12 protein-coding genes are annotated in these 16756 nt (G+C 62.9%); 9 read left to right on the forward strand and 3 right to left on the reverse strand.

All coding sequences use genetic code 11. From position 1 onward, the window contains the following. The first annotated feature begins 98 nt into the window (after nt 1–98). Both GQ59_RS13410 and GQ59_RS13415 read left to right on the forward strand, forming a co-directional pair. Complete coding sequence (locus GQ59_RS13410) at nt 99–902, forward strand: UDP-2,3-diacylglucosamine diphosphatase (RefSeq protein WP_084683144.1); 804 nt, start codon at nt 99–101, stop codon at nt 900–902. A gap of 109 nt (nt 903–1011) precedes the next feature. Next, complete coding sequence (locus GQ59_RS13415; protein WP_037081956.1) at nt 1012–2199, forward strand: MFS transporter; 1188 nt, start codon at nt 1012–1014, stop codon at nt 2197–2199. On the opposite strand, the gene dgcA is transcribed toward GQ59_RS13415, so the two are convergent. Further along, on the reverse strand, nt 2169–3152 hold the full coding sequence (dgcA, locus tag GQ59_RS13420) for an N-acetyl-D-Glu racemase DgcA (RefSeq protein WP_037081957.1): 984 nt from the start codon (nt 3150–3152) through the stop codon (nt 2169–2171). The two genes, GQ59_RS13415 and dgcA, sit on opposite strands and share 31 nt — an antisense overlap. A gap of 155 nt (nt 3153–3307) precedes the next feature. On the opposite strand from dgcA, the gene GQ59_RS13425 reads away from it, so the two are divergent. The 5 genes from GQ59_RS13425 to GQ59_RS13445 are packed head-to-tail and all read left to right on the forward strand — an operon-like array spanning nt 3308 to nt 7784. Continuing rightward, complete coding sequence (locus tag GQ59_RS13425; protein ID WP_084683154.1) at nt 3308–4417, forward strand: ABC transporter permease; 1110 nt, start codon at nt 3308–3310, stop codon at nt 4415–4417. A gap of 35 nt (nt 4418–4452) precedes the next feature. Then, entirely contained in the window at nt 4453–5262 is an 810-nt protein-coding gene (locus GQ59_RS13430) for an ABC transporter ATP-binding protein (protein WP_037082418.1), read from the forward strand. An 8-nt stretch (nt 5263–5270) separates the two neighbouring features. Further along, a complete protein-coding gene (locus GQ59_RS13435) occupies nt 5271–6641 on the forward strand; it encodes an MlaD family protein (protein WP_037081960.1) in 1371 nt (456 codons plus the stop codon). A gap of 35 nt (nt 6642–6676) precedes the next feature. After that, entirely contained in the window at nt 6677–7294 is a 618-nt protein-coding gene (locus tag GQ59_RS13440) for an ABC-type transport auxiliary lipoprotein family protein (RefSeq protein ID WP_037081963.1), read from the forward strand. Between the two features lie 7 nt (nt 7295–7301). Next, on the forward strand, nt 7302–7784 hold the full coding sequence (locus tag GQ59_RS13445) for a barstar family protein (protein WP_037081964.1): 483 nt from the start codon (nt 7302–7304) through the stop codon (nt 7782–7784). 76 nt (nt 7785–7860) lie between these two features. Here the strand turns inward: GQ59_RS13445 and GQ59_RS13450 are convergent, their stop codons facing one another. After that, complete coding sequence (locus GQ59_RS13450; RefSeq protein ID WP_037081967.1) at nt 7861–14316, reverse strand: apolipoprotein A-IV repeat region-like domain-containing protein; 6456 nt, start codon at nt 14314–14316, stop codon at nt 7861–7863. 479 nt (nt 14317–14795) lie between these two features. Between GQ59_RS13450 and GQ59_RS13455 the strand changes: the two genes are divergently transcribed. Beyond that, nucleotides 14796–15164 carry an Hpt domain-containing protein gene (locus GQ59_RS13455; protein WP_037082419.1) on the forward strand — a complete coding sequence of 123 codons (369 nt, stop codon included), beginning with the start codon at nt 14796–14798 and terminating at the stop codon, nt 15162–15164. A gap of 140 nt (nt 15165–15304) precedes the next feature. Further along, complete coding sequence (locus GQ59_RS13460) at nt 15305–15625, forward strand: 2Fe-2S iron-sulfur cluster-binding protein (RefSeq protein WP_007754550.1); 321 nt, start codon at nt 15305–15307, stop codon at nt 15623–15625. A gap of 415 nt (nt 15626–16040) precedes the next feature. On the opposite strand, the gene GQ59_RS13465 is transcribed toward GQ59_RS13460, so the two are convergent. Further along, entirely contained in the window at nt 16041–16661 is a 621-nt protein-coding gene (locus GQ59_RS13465) for a DUF922 domain-containing Zn-dependent protease (RefSeq protein WP_051903939.1), read from the reverse strand. Nucleotides 16662–16756 lie beyond the last annotated feature (95 nt).

Raw genomic sequence — 16756 nt, forward strand, 5'->3', positions numbered from 1 at the left:
GATGCACCTTTCCCGGTCCCTGTCATCATCCTGAAACACGAGTCTGGTTTTGAAGCCAACAGAAGCGGCAGCGAAAGGACGACTTCGTGACCGGTGAGATGGATACAAGACATTTCAGAACGCTCTTCATTTCAGACGTTCATCTGGGCTCCAAGGCAGCCCGAACGGACTTCCTCCTGGATTTCCTGCGCTATCATGAAGCGGATACCATCTTCCTGGTCGGCGACATCATCGACGGCTGGCGGCTGAAGCGCAACTGGTACTGGCCGCAGGGCTGCAACGACGTGGTTCAGAAGCTGCTGCGCAAGGCGCGCAAGGGCACCCGCATCGTCTACATCCCCGGCAACCACGACGAATTCCTACGTTCCTTCCCGGGCACGCATTTCGGCGGCATCGAAGTTGCCGAGCGCGAAATCTACGAGATGGCCGACGGCAAGAAATACCTGGTCCTGCATGGCGACGAATTCGACGTCGTGGTCCGCAACGCCCGCCTGCTCGCCTATCTCGGCGACTGGGCTTATGACGCGGCGATCGTCATCAATATCGGGCTCGCCGCCATCCGCCGCCGCCTCGGCATGCCCTACTGGTCCTTCTCCGCCTGGGCCAAGCTGCAGGTCAAGCACGCGGTCAATTTCATCGGCGAGTTCCAGCGGGTCGTCGCCGACGAAGCCCGCCGCAACAATGTCGATGGCGTCATCTGCGGCCATATCCATCATGCCGTCATGGAAGACATCGACGGCATCCACTACGTCAATACCGGCGACTGGGTGGAAAGCTGCACGGCGATCGCCGAAAACTTCGACGGCACGCTGGAGATGATCTCCTGGCAGAACGTCGCCGCCACGGCGGAGATCAAGTCCCTGCCGGCGCCGCAATCCGTCGAGGACATGCAGGCGGCGTGAGCGGCCTGCAACAGACGGACGGGCCAGCCTCAGGGCTATATCTTGCCATAGGCAGGCACAAGGGTGTGTGTTAGGTAAGCTGAAACTTCAGCAACCCACCCGTGAAATCGTGATTCCCTCAAATACGGCGCAGACAGCGCCCCGGTTCTTCCAGTTGCGCTGTGCGATCGCCTATGGGGCGCCGCTCGGGGTGAACGGAGTGATTCTGCCCTATCTGCCCGTCTGGCTCGACGGGCTTGCCTTTACCGAATTCGAAATCGGCCTCGTGCTCGCAGCCCAGCTTTTCCTGCGGGTGGCTGCGGCCCCGGTGGCCGGTCTGCTTGCCGACCGCATGACGGAACGGACCCTGATGCTCGCCTGGTCCGGTGCCCTGTCGCTGCTGACGGCGTTCGCCATGTTCTTCACCCGCGATTTCTGGCCGGTTCTCATCGTCATCGCCGTTCAGGCGGCGGTCTTCGCACCCTATGCGCCGATCGTCGAATCGATCGCCGTCAGCGGCGTCCGGCGCTGGGGTTTCCAGTATGGCTCGATGCGCGTGTGGGGCTCGGTCGGCTTCGTGGCCGTGGCGCTGCTCGTCGGCGAACTCCGCGGCTTCTGGGGTTTCCAGGCCATTCCATGGGCGATAGCGGTCGGTTTTCTCCTGACCGTCGCCGTTGCATTCGCGGCTCCGAAGCTCGGCCGGGCGGTTGCAAGGCCGGACCCGGACAGGATGCCTCAGCAAAGCTCGCTCAGAAGGCTCGACCTGCACGTGCTGATGATCGGCGCGTCGGTGGCGCAGGCGGGGCACGGCATGTTCTATACGTTCGGCACCATCCATTGGCAGCAGATCGGGTTTTCGAGCGGCTCGATCGGCGTCCTGTGGAGCGCGGCCGTCGTGTCGGAGATCATCGTCTTTTTCGCGGCGGGCTGGATCGCCAGACGGATTTCTCCCTGGACGCTGATGCGGGTCGGATGCGCGGTCGCGGTGGTCCGCTGGACGCTCTTTCCGATGCCGCTCGACTTCTGGGGATATCTGGCGCTGCAGGCCACTCACGCCTTCACGTTCGCCTTCGTCCATATCGGCATCCAGCACCGGCTGGTCGAGGCGGTGCGCGAGGACCAGGAAGCCTCGATGCAGGGCGCCTATGTCTTCTATAACGGCGTCTTTCTTGCGCTTGCGACGGTGCTTTCCGGCCTGCTCTACCGTCAGTTCGGCCCGCCGAGCTACGTGGCGATGTCGATCCTGGCGCTGGTCGGCCTGTCGATCATCGCGCTTGCGGCAAGAATTCAGCCCCAGAGGGTCGATTCCGGCGGGTAGACGAGGGACCCTTCGTAGCGCAGCCCGTCCGGCCGGTCGCGGGAAAGCAACAGCGGCCCGTCGAGATCCGCATAGTCCGCATCCTGGGCAAGCAGCACGGCCGGCGCCATGGCGAGCGAGGAGCCGACCATGCAGCCGATCATCACGGCAAATCCGAGCCGCTGTGCTTCCGCCTTCATGGCGAGGGCTTCGGTGAGCCCGCCGGTCTTGTCGAGCTTGATGTTGACCGCGTCGTACCGGTCGCGAAGGCTTTCCAGGTCACTGGTCGCATGCACGCTTTCATCGGCGCAGACGGAAACGAGGCGGCGGATACGGCCGAGCGCCGCGTCCCGCCCGGCTGGCAACGGCTGTTCGATCAGCGACACATTGGTTTCGGCGGCGATTGCCATGTGGTGGGCGAGGTTTTCCTCGGTCCATCCTTCGTTTGCATCGACGATGATCCGCGTGGCCGGCGCGGCGTCACGAACGGCCCTCAGCCGCGCTTCGTCGTTGTCGGTTCCGAGCTTGACTTTAAGAAGCGGACGTTGCGCATTCCTGGCTGCTTCGGCAGCCATGGCCTCCGGTTCCCCGAGCGACAGCGTGAAGGCGGTGACGAAGGGTTTGCGGCTGGTAGCGCCGATCATATCGGCAACACGCTGCCCGCTCAGCTTCGCCTCGAGATCCCAGAGAGCGCAGTCGACGGCATTTCGCGCGGCACCCGGCTCCATCCGCCTCCGCAATTCTTCGCGTGTCAGACCGGCACGGATGGCATCGGCGACCGCTTCTATGTCCGCCATCACACCGTCCAGGCTCTCGCCGTAACGCTTGTAGGGCACGCATTCGCCGCGGCCGGAAACGCCGTCCTCACTGACGGTGCAGGTAATCACCTCCGCTTCGGTCTTGGAGCCACGGGAAATCGTGAAGGAACCGGCGATCGGAAAGGTTTCTATTGTGGCTTGGAGGTGACGGCTCATGGTTTTACGCGTCCCGTTTATGGCAAATCCCTATGAGGTGGCTATATTGCCGGTCTCGAAAGTGCGATCAACCGCATGATATTGAAACTTCAGACAAGCTTGAAACGCGAAAGAAACACGTGACGTTCCAGCCAGCCGAAATCAAGGCCGAATCTATGCCCGGCGACGGCGGCGAGCGGTACGTGCTGGCCGGCGAATGGCGTGGTCCGACGATCGGGCCGGTGCTCAAGGAGTTCGAGCAGTTCGAACAGGCCAAGAGCCAGGGAAAGGTGGAGATCGATCTTACCGGCATAACCGGCGTCGATACCGCCGGCGCCTGGCTGATCCGCAGGCTGATGACCGCCAAGGGCGGGCAGGGCGGGGAAGCTGCCCTGGTGGGCGGCGAAGGCCCGATCCGCGAGTTGATCGGCGTCTTGCCCGAACATACTCCTGCACCACCTGTGGACGACGGGCCAAAGGGAAACCTGTTCGAGCGGCTGTTTGGGCCGATCGGCGAGGTGATGGTTTCGCTCGGCGGTGATTTCTATGCGGCCATGCACATTCTGGGATCGGCGGTTCGCGGTGCGCAGATGAAGTTCGGCCGTGGCGCCGGCGTCTCGCCGGCCTCGGTCGTCACTCATATCGATCGCATGGGCGTGCGTGCCGTGCCGATCATCGTGCTGATGTCCTTCCTGATCGGAGCGATCATCGCCCAGCAGGGCGCCTTCCAGCTGCGGTATTTCGGCGCCGAGATCTTCGTCGTCGACCTCGTCGGCATCCTGCAGCTTCGCGAGATCGGCGTGCTCCTGACGGCGATCATGATCGCCGGCCGTTCCGGCAGCGCCATCACCGCCGAAATCGGTTCGATGAAGATGCGCGAAGAGATCGATGCGTTGACGGTGATCGGCCTCAATCCGATCGGCGTGCTGATCTTCCCGCGCCTCGTGGCCCTGACCGTGGCGCTGCCGCTTCTGACGATCATCGCCAATTTTTCGGCGCTGTTCGGGGCGGCCGTCGTCGCCCTCGTCTATTCCGGCATTACCTTCGATACCTATCTCTCGCGCCTCCACGAAGCGATCGACCATACGTCCGTTGCCTCCGGCATGATCAAGGCGCCATTCATGGCGCTCGCGATCGGCATCGTTGCCGCCGTCGAGGGCATGAAGGTCGGCGGCAGCGCCGAATCGCTCGGCCAGCACGTCACCACCTCTGTGGTGAAATCGATCTTCGCCGTCATCTTCATGGATGCGATGTTCGCCCTCTTCTATTCCGCGATCAATTTCTGATGGAGAAGGGTTTGCAAGAGGCACCGCAGGCCGAGATGGTGGACAAGGCGAACGGCCGGCAGGTCGTTCTGTCGGTGCGCGACCTGACGGTCGGCTTCGGCGACAAGCTGGTGCTCGACCACCTGAACCTCGACATCTATCGCGGCGAGATCCTTGGCTTCGTCGGTGCATCCGGCACCGGCAAGTCGGTGCTGATGCGCACCGTGCTCAGCCTTCTGCCGCACCGTTCCGGCACGATCCACATCCTCGGCGCCGACTACGACACCGTTTCGGAAGACGAGCGCATGGCGCTCGACACGCGGCTCGGCGTGCTCTTCCAGCATGGAGCGCTGTTCTCGGCCCTGACGGTGAAGGAGAACATTCAGCTGCCGATGCGCGAATATCTCGACCTGCCGCAGTCGCTGATGGATGAGCTCGCCTACCTGAAGATCGAGATGGTCGGCCTGCCGCCTGACGCAGCCGACAAATATCCCTCGGAACTGTCCGGCGGCATGATCAAGCGCGCCGCACTGGCGCGGGCCCTGTCGCTCGATCCGGACCTGGTTTTCCTCGACGAGCCGACCTCCGGCCTCGACCCGATCGGCGCTGCCGATTTCGATGCGCTGATCGCCAGGTTGCGCGACACGCTGGGCCTGACCGTCTACATGGTGACACACGACCTCGATAGCCTCTTCTCCGTCTGCGACAGAATAGCTGTGCTCGGCGAGAAACGGGTCTTGGTGGAAGGTACGCTAGAGGATATGTTTGCCTGTGACGATCCATGGGTACAGTCCTATTTCCGCGGCAAGCGGGCGCGGTCAGTCGTGGTCCAAGAAAAGCAGCCTGCGGCAGAAGTAGAAGAGTGACGTAATCTATGGAAACGAGAGCCAACTACGCCCTTGTCGGTTTCTTCACCTTGCTGGTGATTGCTGCCGCTTTCGGCTTCGTCTACTGGATGGCGCAATCCGGCCGCGGCGGACCGACGGCTGAACTGGCGATCCGCATCCCGGGCTCGGCCAACGGCCTGTCGGTCGGCTCTCCGGTTCGCTTCAACGGCATTCCCGTGGGTTCGGTGCGCAGCCTCACGATCGATCCGGACGATCCCCGTTATTCGATCGCCTTCACCGAAGTGCGGGCCGATGCGCCCGTCTATCAGTCCACCCAGGCTGCACTCGAAGTGCAGGGCCTGACGGGGGCTGCCTATATCGAGCTTTCCGGCGGCGCCAAGGGGGAAGAGAACATCCTCCAGAAATCGATCGAGACCGGCCGTCCGGCCGTGCTGATCGCCGAGCAGTCGAGCGTCACCAACCTGCTCGCCACCGCCGACAAGATCCTCGACCGGGCAGACGCGGCGATCAGCGATATTCAAGGCTTCGTCGCCGATGCCAGAGGTCCGCTGACCCAGACAATCCGCAATGTGGAAACCTTCACCTCGGCGCTTGCCCAGAATTCCGACAGTATCGACAAGTTCCTGAACAGCCTCGCGACGCTTTCCACGACGATCGACCGGGTCTCCGGAACGCTGAACTCCACGCTTGCAGCCGCCGAACGGCTGGTGAGCGCGATCGATGCGGAAAAGATCAATGCCGTGGTCTCCAATACGGAGCGCGCCACGCGCAATATCGCCACCGCCTCCGACAAGTTCGACGATCTGGTGACCAATGTCCGGAACGCCGCCGCCAATTTCGAGAAGGTGGGAGCTGACGCCCAGGTCCTTCTGAAGCGCGCCGATACCGTTCTGGGTGCCGTCAATACCGATCAGGTCGCAACGACGATCCGCAATATTACCGCAGCTTCCGAGGATGCCCGCCAGACCATGGGCTCGGCCCGCAGCGTGGTCGACAATTTCGCTCACCGGAAGGACGATATCGACCGCGCGATCGGCGATTTCACCGATCTGGCAAAGAAGCTCAACGACGCTTCGAGCCGCGTCGACGGCATTCTTGCCAAGGTGGACGGACTTGTGTCGAGCGACGACTCGCAGGGCCTGTTTGCCGAGGCGCGCAAGACGCTGGAATCCTTCCGCGCCGTCGCCGACAATATCAATGCCCGGGTCGGGCCGATCGCCGACAACCTGTCGCGCTTCTCGGCAGGCGGCCTCAGGGACATCCAGACGCTGGTCAACGACGCGCGCCGCACGGTGCAGTCGCTCGACCAGACGATCACCAATTTCGACCAGAACCCGCAGCGGCTGATCTTCGGCGGCGAGACGGTGAAGGAATATGACGGCAGGACGCGGCGGTAAGCGCGGCGTTTTCAGTGTTTGACAGTGGGGTTTTGATGACCGGTTCGGAGTTACTGATGCGACGTGCGGCGACCCGCGCCTCGGCTTTGCTTGTCCTGCCGCTGATTGCGGCTCTGGTGAGCGGCTGCGGCAGTAAGGCGAACAACGACACGTTCGATCTGTCGATCACTCCCTCGGGCCAGGGTGCTTCCGCCCGCAACCGGCAGATCCTGGTGCCGGAACCCACGGCGTTGAAGCTGCTGAACAGCGAGCAGGTGATCGTGCGCGTTTCGCCCTCCGAGATCCAGTATCTTGCCGATTCCCGCTGGGGCGACCGCCTGCCGGCCCTCGTCCAGTCGAAGCTGGTCGAAGCCTTTGAAAACTCCGGCCGCCTCGGCGGCGTCGGCAAGCCGGGGCAGGGCCTTGCGATCGACTACCAGGTCGTGACCGATATCCGCGCCTTCGAGGTGACCGCCGGCAGCCCCCGCCTCGCCAATGTCGAGATTTCGGCAAAAATCCTCAACGACCGCAACGGCACGGTGCGCGCCCAGAGCGTGTTCAAGGCGACGTCTCCGGTCTCGGGCGCCGAGAACCGCCATTTCATCGAGGCGCTGGATCGCGCCTTCGCCAAGGTCGGCGCGGAGATCGTCGACTGGTCGCTGAAGTCGATGTGATGCATCAATGGCCAAAGTCCGGTTCAGGGATGTTTTAAATTCCACGGACCGGCCCTACGTGATCCAGTGCACTGCCGACGGGGAGACCTTGTCTCGCCGTATCGGCGCCTTGAGCGACTGCACCCAACCGCGCAAAATCGACTTTCACGGATGTGCGGAAGACGAAGATCTCTTCGCTGCCGTGATCCGAGGTTTGTCTATGCCCTATAGCCAACTTAACTGGGACGGTTTTTATGATGCCATGCGCGACCTGTCGTGGATCGAAGCCGGTAGCATCAACATTGTCGTATTGAATGGCGTCTCCCTATATCGCCGTAATCCCAATCTTTTCCAAAGGTTCGCAAGTTTACTCGACGCGGTTGGCGCCCAATGGGCCAAGCCGGTGACCGAAGACGGACCGTGGGATAGGCGGCCGAGACCTTTGCATGTCCTTTTTGCCAGCAGCCGGAAATCCGATCTGCCTTTGCCGCTTCTTGACATCAATATCTGATCGGGACCTTGGTATTACCAAACAGAAAGGCCGCCCCGAAAGGCGGCCTTTTGTCTTCGTATGTCAGACCCGGCTCTTAGTTGAACCGGCCGGCGGCGTGGGCCAGCATCGTGTAGACCTTGCCCGTATCCGAGGTGAGGTAGCTCTGGGTTACCGTCTTGTCGCGGTCGGTGCGGGCGACGTCGGCGAGCAGCTTTTCGAAATCGGCGATATAGCGGTCGACGGCGGTGCGGAATTCCGGTTCGCGGTCGTACTTGCGCTTGATCTCGTCGAAGGTCTGCTGGCCCTTCAGCGTGTAGAGGCGACGGGTGAAGACGTCGCGCTCGCCGCGCTGGTAACGCCGCCACAGGTCGACCGAGGCGTCATGGTCGATGGCGCGGGCGATATCGACCGACAGCGAGTTCAGCGATTCCACCATGTGGCGCGGGTTGCGGTTGTCGCCGTTGCCGCGCGGAGCTGGGGCCGGTTCGGCGGCACGTGGTGCCGGCTGCGGCTGCTGACGGGGTGCCGGCGGTGTCTCCGCCATCTCGTCGCGCGATGCGCCGCGCAGCAGGTCGCTGATCCAGCCGCCGTCGGTGCTGCGTGGCTCCGGCGCGCGGGTGACGGGCGCCTGCGGCTGGCGATCGAGGGGCAGCGTGCCGCGCAGGGCGTTCCCTACATAGGGATCATTGCGTGGCGCAGGCGGAGCCGGCTGCGGGATGGCTGCGGCGGCGGGCTGAGGCTGCGGACGGGCAGGAGCCGGCTGCGGAGCGGGAGCAGGCGCCTGGCGCGGTGCCGAAGCTTCGGAGATCTCGAAGTTCTGCGTCGAGCGGCCGACCAGCGCCGAGATGTCCTGCAGCGCCTTGATCTGCTCGGCGACGGCACGCCGCATGGCGGCCGCACTTTCCTTGGCTTCTTCCGGCAGGTCGAAGGCGCCGCGCTTCAGTTCGGTGCGGGTCGTATCCAGCTCGCGGCGGATATCCTGCGCCGAGCGGCGGATTTCGTCGGTTGCGCCGGCGAAGCGGCTGATGGCTTCCTCGACCGATTCCCGGAGCGTGTCGCGCAGCTGTTCCGCGGCGCTGCCGGAGCGTGTGGTGGCATCCGACAGCAGCTGCTCGACGTCGTTGAGCGACTGCGAAATGCTGCCGCGCATCCGCTCGGAAAGGTCGCGGGTGCGCTTCTCGGCATCGGACAGTGTCGTCTCGATGGCGTGGTTGGCGTCGCTGCCGGCGCTGATCAGCGCTTCGCGCATCGCATCGGCGGTAACTTCGGCGCGATGCTGGGTTTCCCCGAGCGTCCGGCCGATATCGGCAAACGAGGCATGCAGGCTTTCGCGAAGCCGCGAGCCGACCTGCAGCGAACGTTCTTCTGCCCGCTCGAAGGCGCCATCGACCAGGGTCGTCAAGCTGCGCATCGTCGTCTCGATTTCCTCGGAACGCTTGACCAGGCCGGTCGACAGGTTGCGCAGCGCATTCTGGCGTTCGTCCAGCGTGCTGACAAGGTTGGACTGGGCCGCACCGAGGAGTTCGGATGCTTCGACCAGCACCCTCGAGTGGTCGTCGAAACGGCCGACGAGGCTGCTGACCTGCTCGAGCGTATTGCCGAATACGTCCGACATGCGGCCGATATTGTCTTCGAGCATGCGGGTCGAGCCGGAAACGATATCGGCGGAGTTGGTTGCCGACTGAACGAACCGGTTAGCCGTGACGCTGAGCTTGCGGTCGGCCTCCGAAAGATGGTGGGCGACGGCATCGGCGGTGCTGCCGAGTTCCTTTGCGGACTCCTGGACCAGCGCCGAAATGCTCGAATTGCTTTCCGCCAGCTTGTCGATGAGGCTGTTGACGCTGGCTGACAGGCCCTGTTCGACGTGACGCATGGTGCCGGCGGCGCTTTCGGTCCGCTGGGTGATGGCGGCGAGCGTTTCGTTGGTCCGCGCAGCGATCGCATCGACAAGCGCCGAGTTCTCGTTGCGGATGCGCGCAGTCGATTCTTCCGTCGCGGAGGCAAGGCGTGTGGTCGTGTCTTCCGCCGCGGAAGAAAGCCGCGCGGTCGTCTCATCTGCGGCGGAGGAAAGCCGTGCAGCCGTTTCCTGTGCCACGGCGGACAGCCGTTCTGCACCCTGCTGGGCGGCATTCGTCATCTGTTCGATGGCAGTGCGGCCGGTCGCGGCATATTCCTCGACCATCGGCTTCGCCTTTTCGTCGAGAAGGCGGGTCAGTTCAGCCGAGCGGCCGGCAAGCATGGAGTTCAGATCGCGGGCACGGGCGTCGAGGGCCGTGTGGATGGCTTCGCCGCGGGCTGCAAGTGCGCGGTCGACGGCGTCCATGGCGGTGTCGAGCTGGCTTGCGGTATCGGCCAGCGTGGTGCGAATGCCGTCGCCGCGCGAGTCGAGCGCCTTCTGCGCTTCGTCGAGTGCCTCGGAGATTGCCGTGACCTGGCGTTTCACCAGGCTATCGGCTTCCGCAACCTTGTGGACGATCGCGTTGCCGGCTTCCGAGAAGGCGAGCGCCACCGTTGCTGCCTGTCCGGCGAGCCGGTTCTGGGTTTCCGAGATCCGGCCGACGATCTGGGTCGAACGTTCCTCGATCGCCTTGGTAAATTCGGCGTTGCGGCTGCTCAGTTCCTCGGTGAACTCGGCACCGGCACGAGCCAGCACTTCGGCGGAGCGGGTGGCTTCGCTGTCCATGCTCTGGGCCGCGGCGCCCACTGCTTCGCGCAGTGTCGAGGCAAGGCCGACGGCCTTGCTTTCTATGGTCTTGGTGACGTTGTCGAGACCGATGGTCAGCGCGCGGTCGATCGTGCCGAGGCGTTCCTCGATACGGGCGGTGCGGCCGTCCATGGTCTCGGTGATCCGGTCCGAAGCCTCGACCGCGACACGTTCCAGATCGGCCGTGCGGTTGGTCAGCGTGGCGGAAAGATTGACGCCGGCCTCGTCGACGAGCTGAGCCGCCTCGAGGATTTCGCCCCGGATCCGGCCTTCGAGCCCGCCGAACGTCGATTCGATGCGGCTACCGGTTTCTTCGAGTGCGCCCTGAACCCCGCCGACCGTCTGACGGATGCGGTTGGAGAAGGCATCGGCCGAGCGGCCGATTTCGCTCGCGGCATCGGAAAGCCGGACGGCGAGCGTACCGACATTGTCGCGCAGACGTTCTTCGAGCGACTGCCCCGCAGTGTCGATAGCGCCGCGCAGCGCGCTCTGCTGCGTCTCGAGCGACATTTCGAGCATTCCGGCGCTGGCCGCGATCGAGGTTCCGAAGGAGGTGACCTGGTCCTGCATCAGGTCGCCGATCTGGCTCTGGGCGTCGCCGAGCGTTGTCGCGAGCGACTTCGTGCGTTCGTCCAGGGTGTCGCGGATCTGCTCGTAACCGGAACTGAGCGTCGTTTCCAGCTGCTGGTGACCAAGGCCGATGGTTGCGGCGATACGCTCCTGAGTCGAGCCGAGAACGGCTTCGACGCGCTCCAGCCCGTCCGCCATGCCCGTTTCGAAACGCTGTGCGCCGGTTGTGAGTGCGGTCTCGATCCGGCCGCTTGCGCTGCCGACGGTTTGTTCGAGGCGATCGCCGCCGCTTTCGAGGACGCGGGCAATCTCGGCCGTCCGGTTTTCGAGCGACTGGTCGAGATTGAGCTGGTTATCGGCATAGGCGTTACGGATCGCTTCGGCGCGGGCCGCGAAGGATTGCTCGATGCGGACGTCGGCATCGATGAAGGTGTTGGCGATTGACGTCGACTTTTCGTCCAGCATGCTGGCGAGGCGGTCTTCGCCAAGCGCGAAGGAGGTGGCGATTTCCATCGACTTGTCGTCGAGGATTTCTGCAAGCCTGTCCCGGTTGACGCCCAGCGCCTCGTTGATTTCCGAGGTACGGCGGGCCAGGTCTCCGCTCATGCGCTGTTCGGTTTCCGAAAGTGCGCGCGTGATGGAATCCGACTTTTCGTCGAGCATGCCGGCGAGGCGATCTTCGCCGAGCGCGAAGGAGGTCGCGATCTCCATCGACTTGTCTTCGAGGATTTCGGAAATCCGCTCGCGGCTGGCATCGAGCGACGTCTGCATTTCGGAAGCGCGCCGACCCAGCTCGTCACCGAGCCGCTGTTCGCTGGCAATGAGCGTGCGGGAGATGTGCTCCGACTTTTCGTCGAACATGCCGGCGAGCCGCTCTGGCGCCCCGGACATCAGCGTTTCGATCGCGCTGGATTTTTGGCTCAGCACTTCGGTCAGATGATCGTGGCTGCCGGAGAGCGCAGCGACGATGGCGCCCGAACGGATGGCCAGGCTCTGTTCGAACTTCGCCTGGTTTTCCGAAAGCGTGCTGAGAAGGGTGCTGCTGCGCTCGGTGAGCGTTGCCTCGATGTCCTGACGCGCGCTTGCAAAGCCGGCGTGAAGTTCGCCGGTTCCGGAGGCAAACACGTCCCTGAGCTCGCCGGTGCGCAACGCAAGCGCGTCCTGAAGCTCGGTGGCGCCCGTTCCGAGCACTCCGTGCAGTTCTCCCGTGCCCGAGGCGAGCACACCCTGGAGTTCGCCGGTACGCGCGGTCAGCACGCCCTGGAGTTCGCCGGTGCGCGTGGTCAGCACGTCCTGGAGTTCGGCGGTGCGTGTTTCCAGTGCTTCGTGGAGTGCGCCGGTGCGGGTGGTGATGACGTCCTGGAACTCGCTGGTGCGAGCTTCAAGGGCTTCCTGAAGTTCCTCGGTGCGCGAGACGAGCACGGACTGGAGTTCGCTGGTGCGTGTCCCGAGTACATCCTGAAGCTGGCTGGTCCGGGATCCGAGGACGTTCTGGAGTTCGCCGGTGTGTGTCACCAGAGCATCCTGGATTTCGGTGGCGCGGGAGGCCAGCGTATCCTGAATTTCGGTGCTGCGGGCCGACAACGCGTCGGACAGTTCGCGCGAGCGGTTTCCGAGCATGGCATCCAGCATTTCCTGGCCGGTGCCGAGCGTCGTCTCCAGTGCGAGCGACTGGTCGGTCAGCGAGGAACTGATGCGCTCGACGCTGGACGAGAGGATGTTTTCGATCGCCTCCGAACCGCTTGCCACCGTCTCGTTGATGCGGGCGAGGCTGTCCATCAGCTTGCTGTCGAGCGTGCCGGCACGCTGGTCGAAGGCGGAGGTGAACTGCGAGATGCTGTCGTCGAAGGTCGTGCTGAGCAGGCCAACGGTCGTCTGCAGGCGTTCTTCAAAGAAGCCGGAGCGCATGTCGAGGTCGAGGACCACGTCTTCGACGGTGCTTTGCAGGCTCTGGCGGAAGGACGAGGTCTTTTCTTCGAGCGAGCTGTTGAGAGCCGCGAGGATGCCGCCGAGCGAACCGGTGAGCGTCTGTTCGCTTTCGGCAAGCCCGTCGGTGATCTCGCGGGTCCGGGCAAGCAGCGTCTCGTTCAGCTGGCGGGTGCGGTCCGCAAGCGCGGCGTTGAGCTTTTCGGTGTTGGCGTCGAGCGAGGAGGCGCGCGTCTGGAATTCGTTGAGAAGCGCCTGGCCGCGCTGCGACAGCACGGTATTGATCGCATCCATGCGCTCGTCGAACTCGTGGGCGAGTGCGAAGCCGGAGGAGTTGAGCGTCTGCAGCAGGTTTTCGGTCTTTGTCGTCAGCAGGCTGCCGAGTGCTTCGCCGGCCGCGTTGGATTTCTCCATCAGCGCCGCGCCGCGCGTCTCGATCATCGAGGCAAAGGCTTCGCCTGATGTCGCCAGGCGGATGGAGATTTCTTCGGTCGCGAGCGACAGCTCTTCCTTGAGCTGATCATGGGCTCCGACGATCGACGAGCGGATGCGCTCGGCGTGGTTGACGATCGCGTCGCGTTCGGCGCCGAGTTCGTGGACGAGGCCGCGAACGCGCAATTCGTTGTCGGTAAAGCTGCGCTCCAGCGCATTCACTTCCGAATGGACGAGCGTCTCGAGCTCGGCGGCGCGGGCGATGGTGCGCTCGATGCCTTCGTTCATTGCCGAGACTTCGCGGCGCACGGCCTGGCCGACACTCATGATCCGCTCGGAGGCGACGGTTTCCGGATCGGACAGGCGCAGAGCCACCTCCGCCATCGAACGGGCGGCGGTTCTCAGATCCTGAGCGCGGGCCATCATGATCGCGAAGGCGAAGAACAGCATGATGGGAACGAGGATACAGACCGCGAGCGCGACGATGCCGGGAGCGGCGAGAACGCCTTCGACCGAGGTGATCTGCCAGAGCTGGTTGCCGTAGATCATCTGTCCGAGCGCGATGCCGCCGATTGCCCACAGGATCGAGACGATGACCGCGTTGCGGATCGACGAGCGCATCGCGCCGCCTTCCAGCGTCCGCAGGATCGCGGTCGAACTGCGTTTGCCCGCATCGTTGGCGGGCTGGAATGTGGGGGACTTGGCAGCGGTGTCGGTGGCGGCCGATCTGTATGATTCGGCGGCATCGTCCTGATACTGGGTCTGACGCGGTTTGGTAGTGTCTGACACTCTTGCCTCCGAGGCATGGGGCACTGATCTGGGGCGCGACTGATCATCGTTGAAGTTGATTTTTAGGGCATCTTCCAACGCCTGGAACGCCGTCTCATCGACCGACTCGCTGCTAGGGTTCTTTGCCATGCGGTTACGCCTCGTTACATACTCGCCCGGCAAATCCCATCTGCCGCGCTGCCGCCTGCAGACCGATAGATGGAACGCTGCCTGCCGGAAACTCTCCACCCGCAAAGCGGATGTCCGGTTTCCTATTCATTTTCACGTCGGATGGCCGTTCTTTCAAACGGATGATAATGAAAGCTTACCAACCTACCATCCGGGGCAAAAGGACGATATTCCTCGCCACCTTAGGCGTATTGTAGTGGCACATTCGGCCACCCTGCACAATTATGACGCCTGCCTTCGAATGATGCCGCGGAATGTTGTTAACAGAATTTAAACCATGCGAAGATGCAAAACTCCTAAAATCCCGGGAGCTTAGCAGAAATTAACCATATGGGAAGAAACCGGCCCAGATTGTGCCGGAATTTAACGGGATAGCTCCGATTGGCCCGCACAATTCGGGACATTATCAGAAGAGCAAAAGGGAAAACAGGTTCATGGCAATGGCAGCGGTCAGTATCGCGTTCGAAGCTCCAGAAACGTTGAGGGGCGGTTGCCCTTCCCAGTCCCGTCCGATCGATCTCGTCCATCTCGCGACACAGACCATGGGCGACAAGAACCTCGAAGTCGAAGTGCTCCAGATGTTCGCGCGCCAGGCACGCCGCGCGCTGCATGACATCGCAAGCGCCGACAGCGCCTATGTCGTCGCAGCCGCGCACCGCCTGAAGGGTGCGGCCGGCGCCGTCGGCGCCTTCAAGGTTTCCACCGCTGCCGAGCGACTTGAAGACAATGCCTCCGACGCCTCGTTGCGGGCCGCGGTCGCTGCCGCCGTCGTCGAGGCCGAAAACTTCATCAACAAGCTCTGCCGCTGAGCGATTCGCCGAATCGCTACGCAAGGCGCCGATTGAACAGCCGGCGACGCCCGAAAATATTGACTGCGCCGGGGTTTTATCGGAAGACAGCGCCCTTAAATAGTGTGCCCTGACCCTTCAACATCCCGGATTTCCCTATCATGACGAAACTGACCATCGTTGCCTTTGACGGAACGCGCTTCGATATCGAAGCCGAGCCGGGCTCCACCGTTATGGAGAATGCGGTTCGCAATTCCGTCCCCGGCATCGAGGCTGAATGCGGCGGCGCCTGCGCCTGCGCAACCTGTCATGTCTATGTCGACGAGGCCTGGACCGAAAAGGTCGGCCCGCCGGCTCCCATGGAGGAAGACATGCTCGACTTCGCCTTCGAGGTGAAGCCGACCTCGCGCCTTTCCTGTCAGATCAAGGTCAAGGCGGATCTCGACGGGCTCGTGGTCAACGTACCCGAGCGTCAAGCCTGATCGTGGCCTGATCGTCACTTTGCCGAAAGACCTGTTTCCGGGCAAAAAAAAGCCTCGCTCCGCAAAAGCGGCAAGCGAGGCAAGGCGGGCGCATCACCAGCAGGGGAGGGAGGAAACACCTGCGGCTCGAAGACGCGCCAGGAGAACTAAAACACCGGAAACCAAACTCAGGGACACCTGAAACAAACGCGTCCGACACATCGGTTCGAAAACCGGAAAGCTACGCTGATCCTACGGCCATCTACCTCATTTGCCTCGTTTTTCGAAGCGTTGGTAGGTAAGCTATGTCTTAGGTTGTATCCGATATTTCTATTTTAGACTATCACCATAAATCACCCGTCATTGACGAGGGATGATGCAAGCTCCGCAAAAGCCTGGGCGCGGTTGGTCGGGCTGATTCACCCCAAAAATCGGATCAGTTGCCGGATCGCTTCAGGCGATACTGCAAGAGCCGAATCATCCGCGAGTCGAAATTGGCCGCCTCGATCTGGTCGAACCGCAGCTGCTCCCGGTCATGCGCCTCGAGAACACGGCGGGTCGTCTCCGCCACCTGTCTTTCCAGCGCATCGCAGGTTTTGTTGGAGGGGAGGCTGAGCAGTTCCCGTTCGAGCTGGCGCGCGTGGTTGCGGGCGATTTCCGCGTGCCGCTCCTCGTGGCGCTTGATGTCCTTCGACAGAGTATCCCAGATAAAGCCGAGATCGGCGGTGGCACGGCCGCGATTGCCCCAGCGCGGCAGGATAATGTGGGTTCGCAGTGTCACGCGCGCCCCACCGACCGAGCAGCGCCCGCCTCTTTCCACATAGGTGACGTCGCCGCCGAACTTGATTTCGGTGGCGCCGGGGTGGCGATGGCCGGTGCTGCGGGTGAGAGGGCCGCGGTTCTCCAGTTCCTTGTCGAGGTCCTCGGCCGTGCGCCCGCCGATCCGGAAATAGGAATAGGTCTTGTTGATGATCGGTTCTGCCATGGCCGTCGCGGGGATCACGCAGAGGAGAAGAAAGACACCGAAAAACCGGCGGACTCTGCGCATGGAGAACATTCTATGGCCTGCGACGTTGAACTTATGGGGACCTTGGGGCATAGCCAGCCTGAGCGCAACACAAAGGCATCAAATTTTGCGTTACCCTTCGAAAG

The organism is Neorhizobium vignae (assembly GCF_000732195.1).
GTDB classification, from domain to species: Bacteria; Pseudomonadota; Alphaproteobacteria; order Rhizobiales; family Rhizobiaceae; genus Neorhizobium; species Neorhizobium vignae.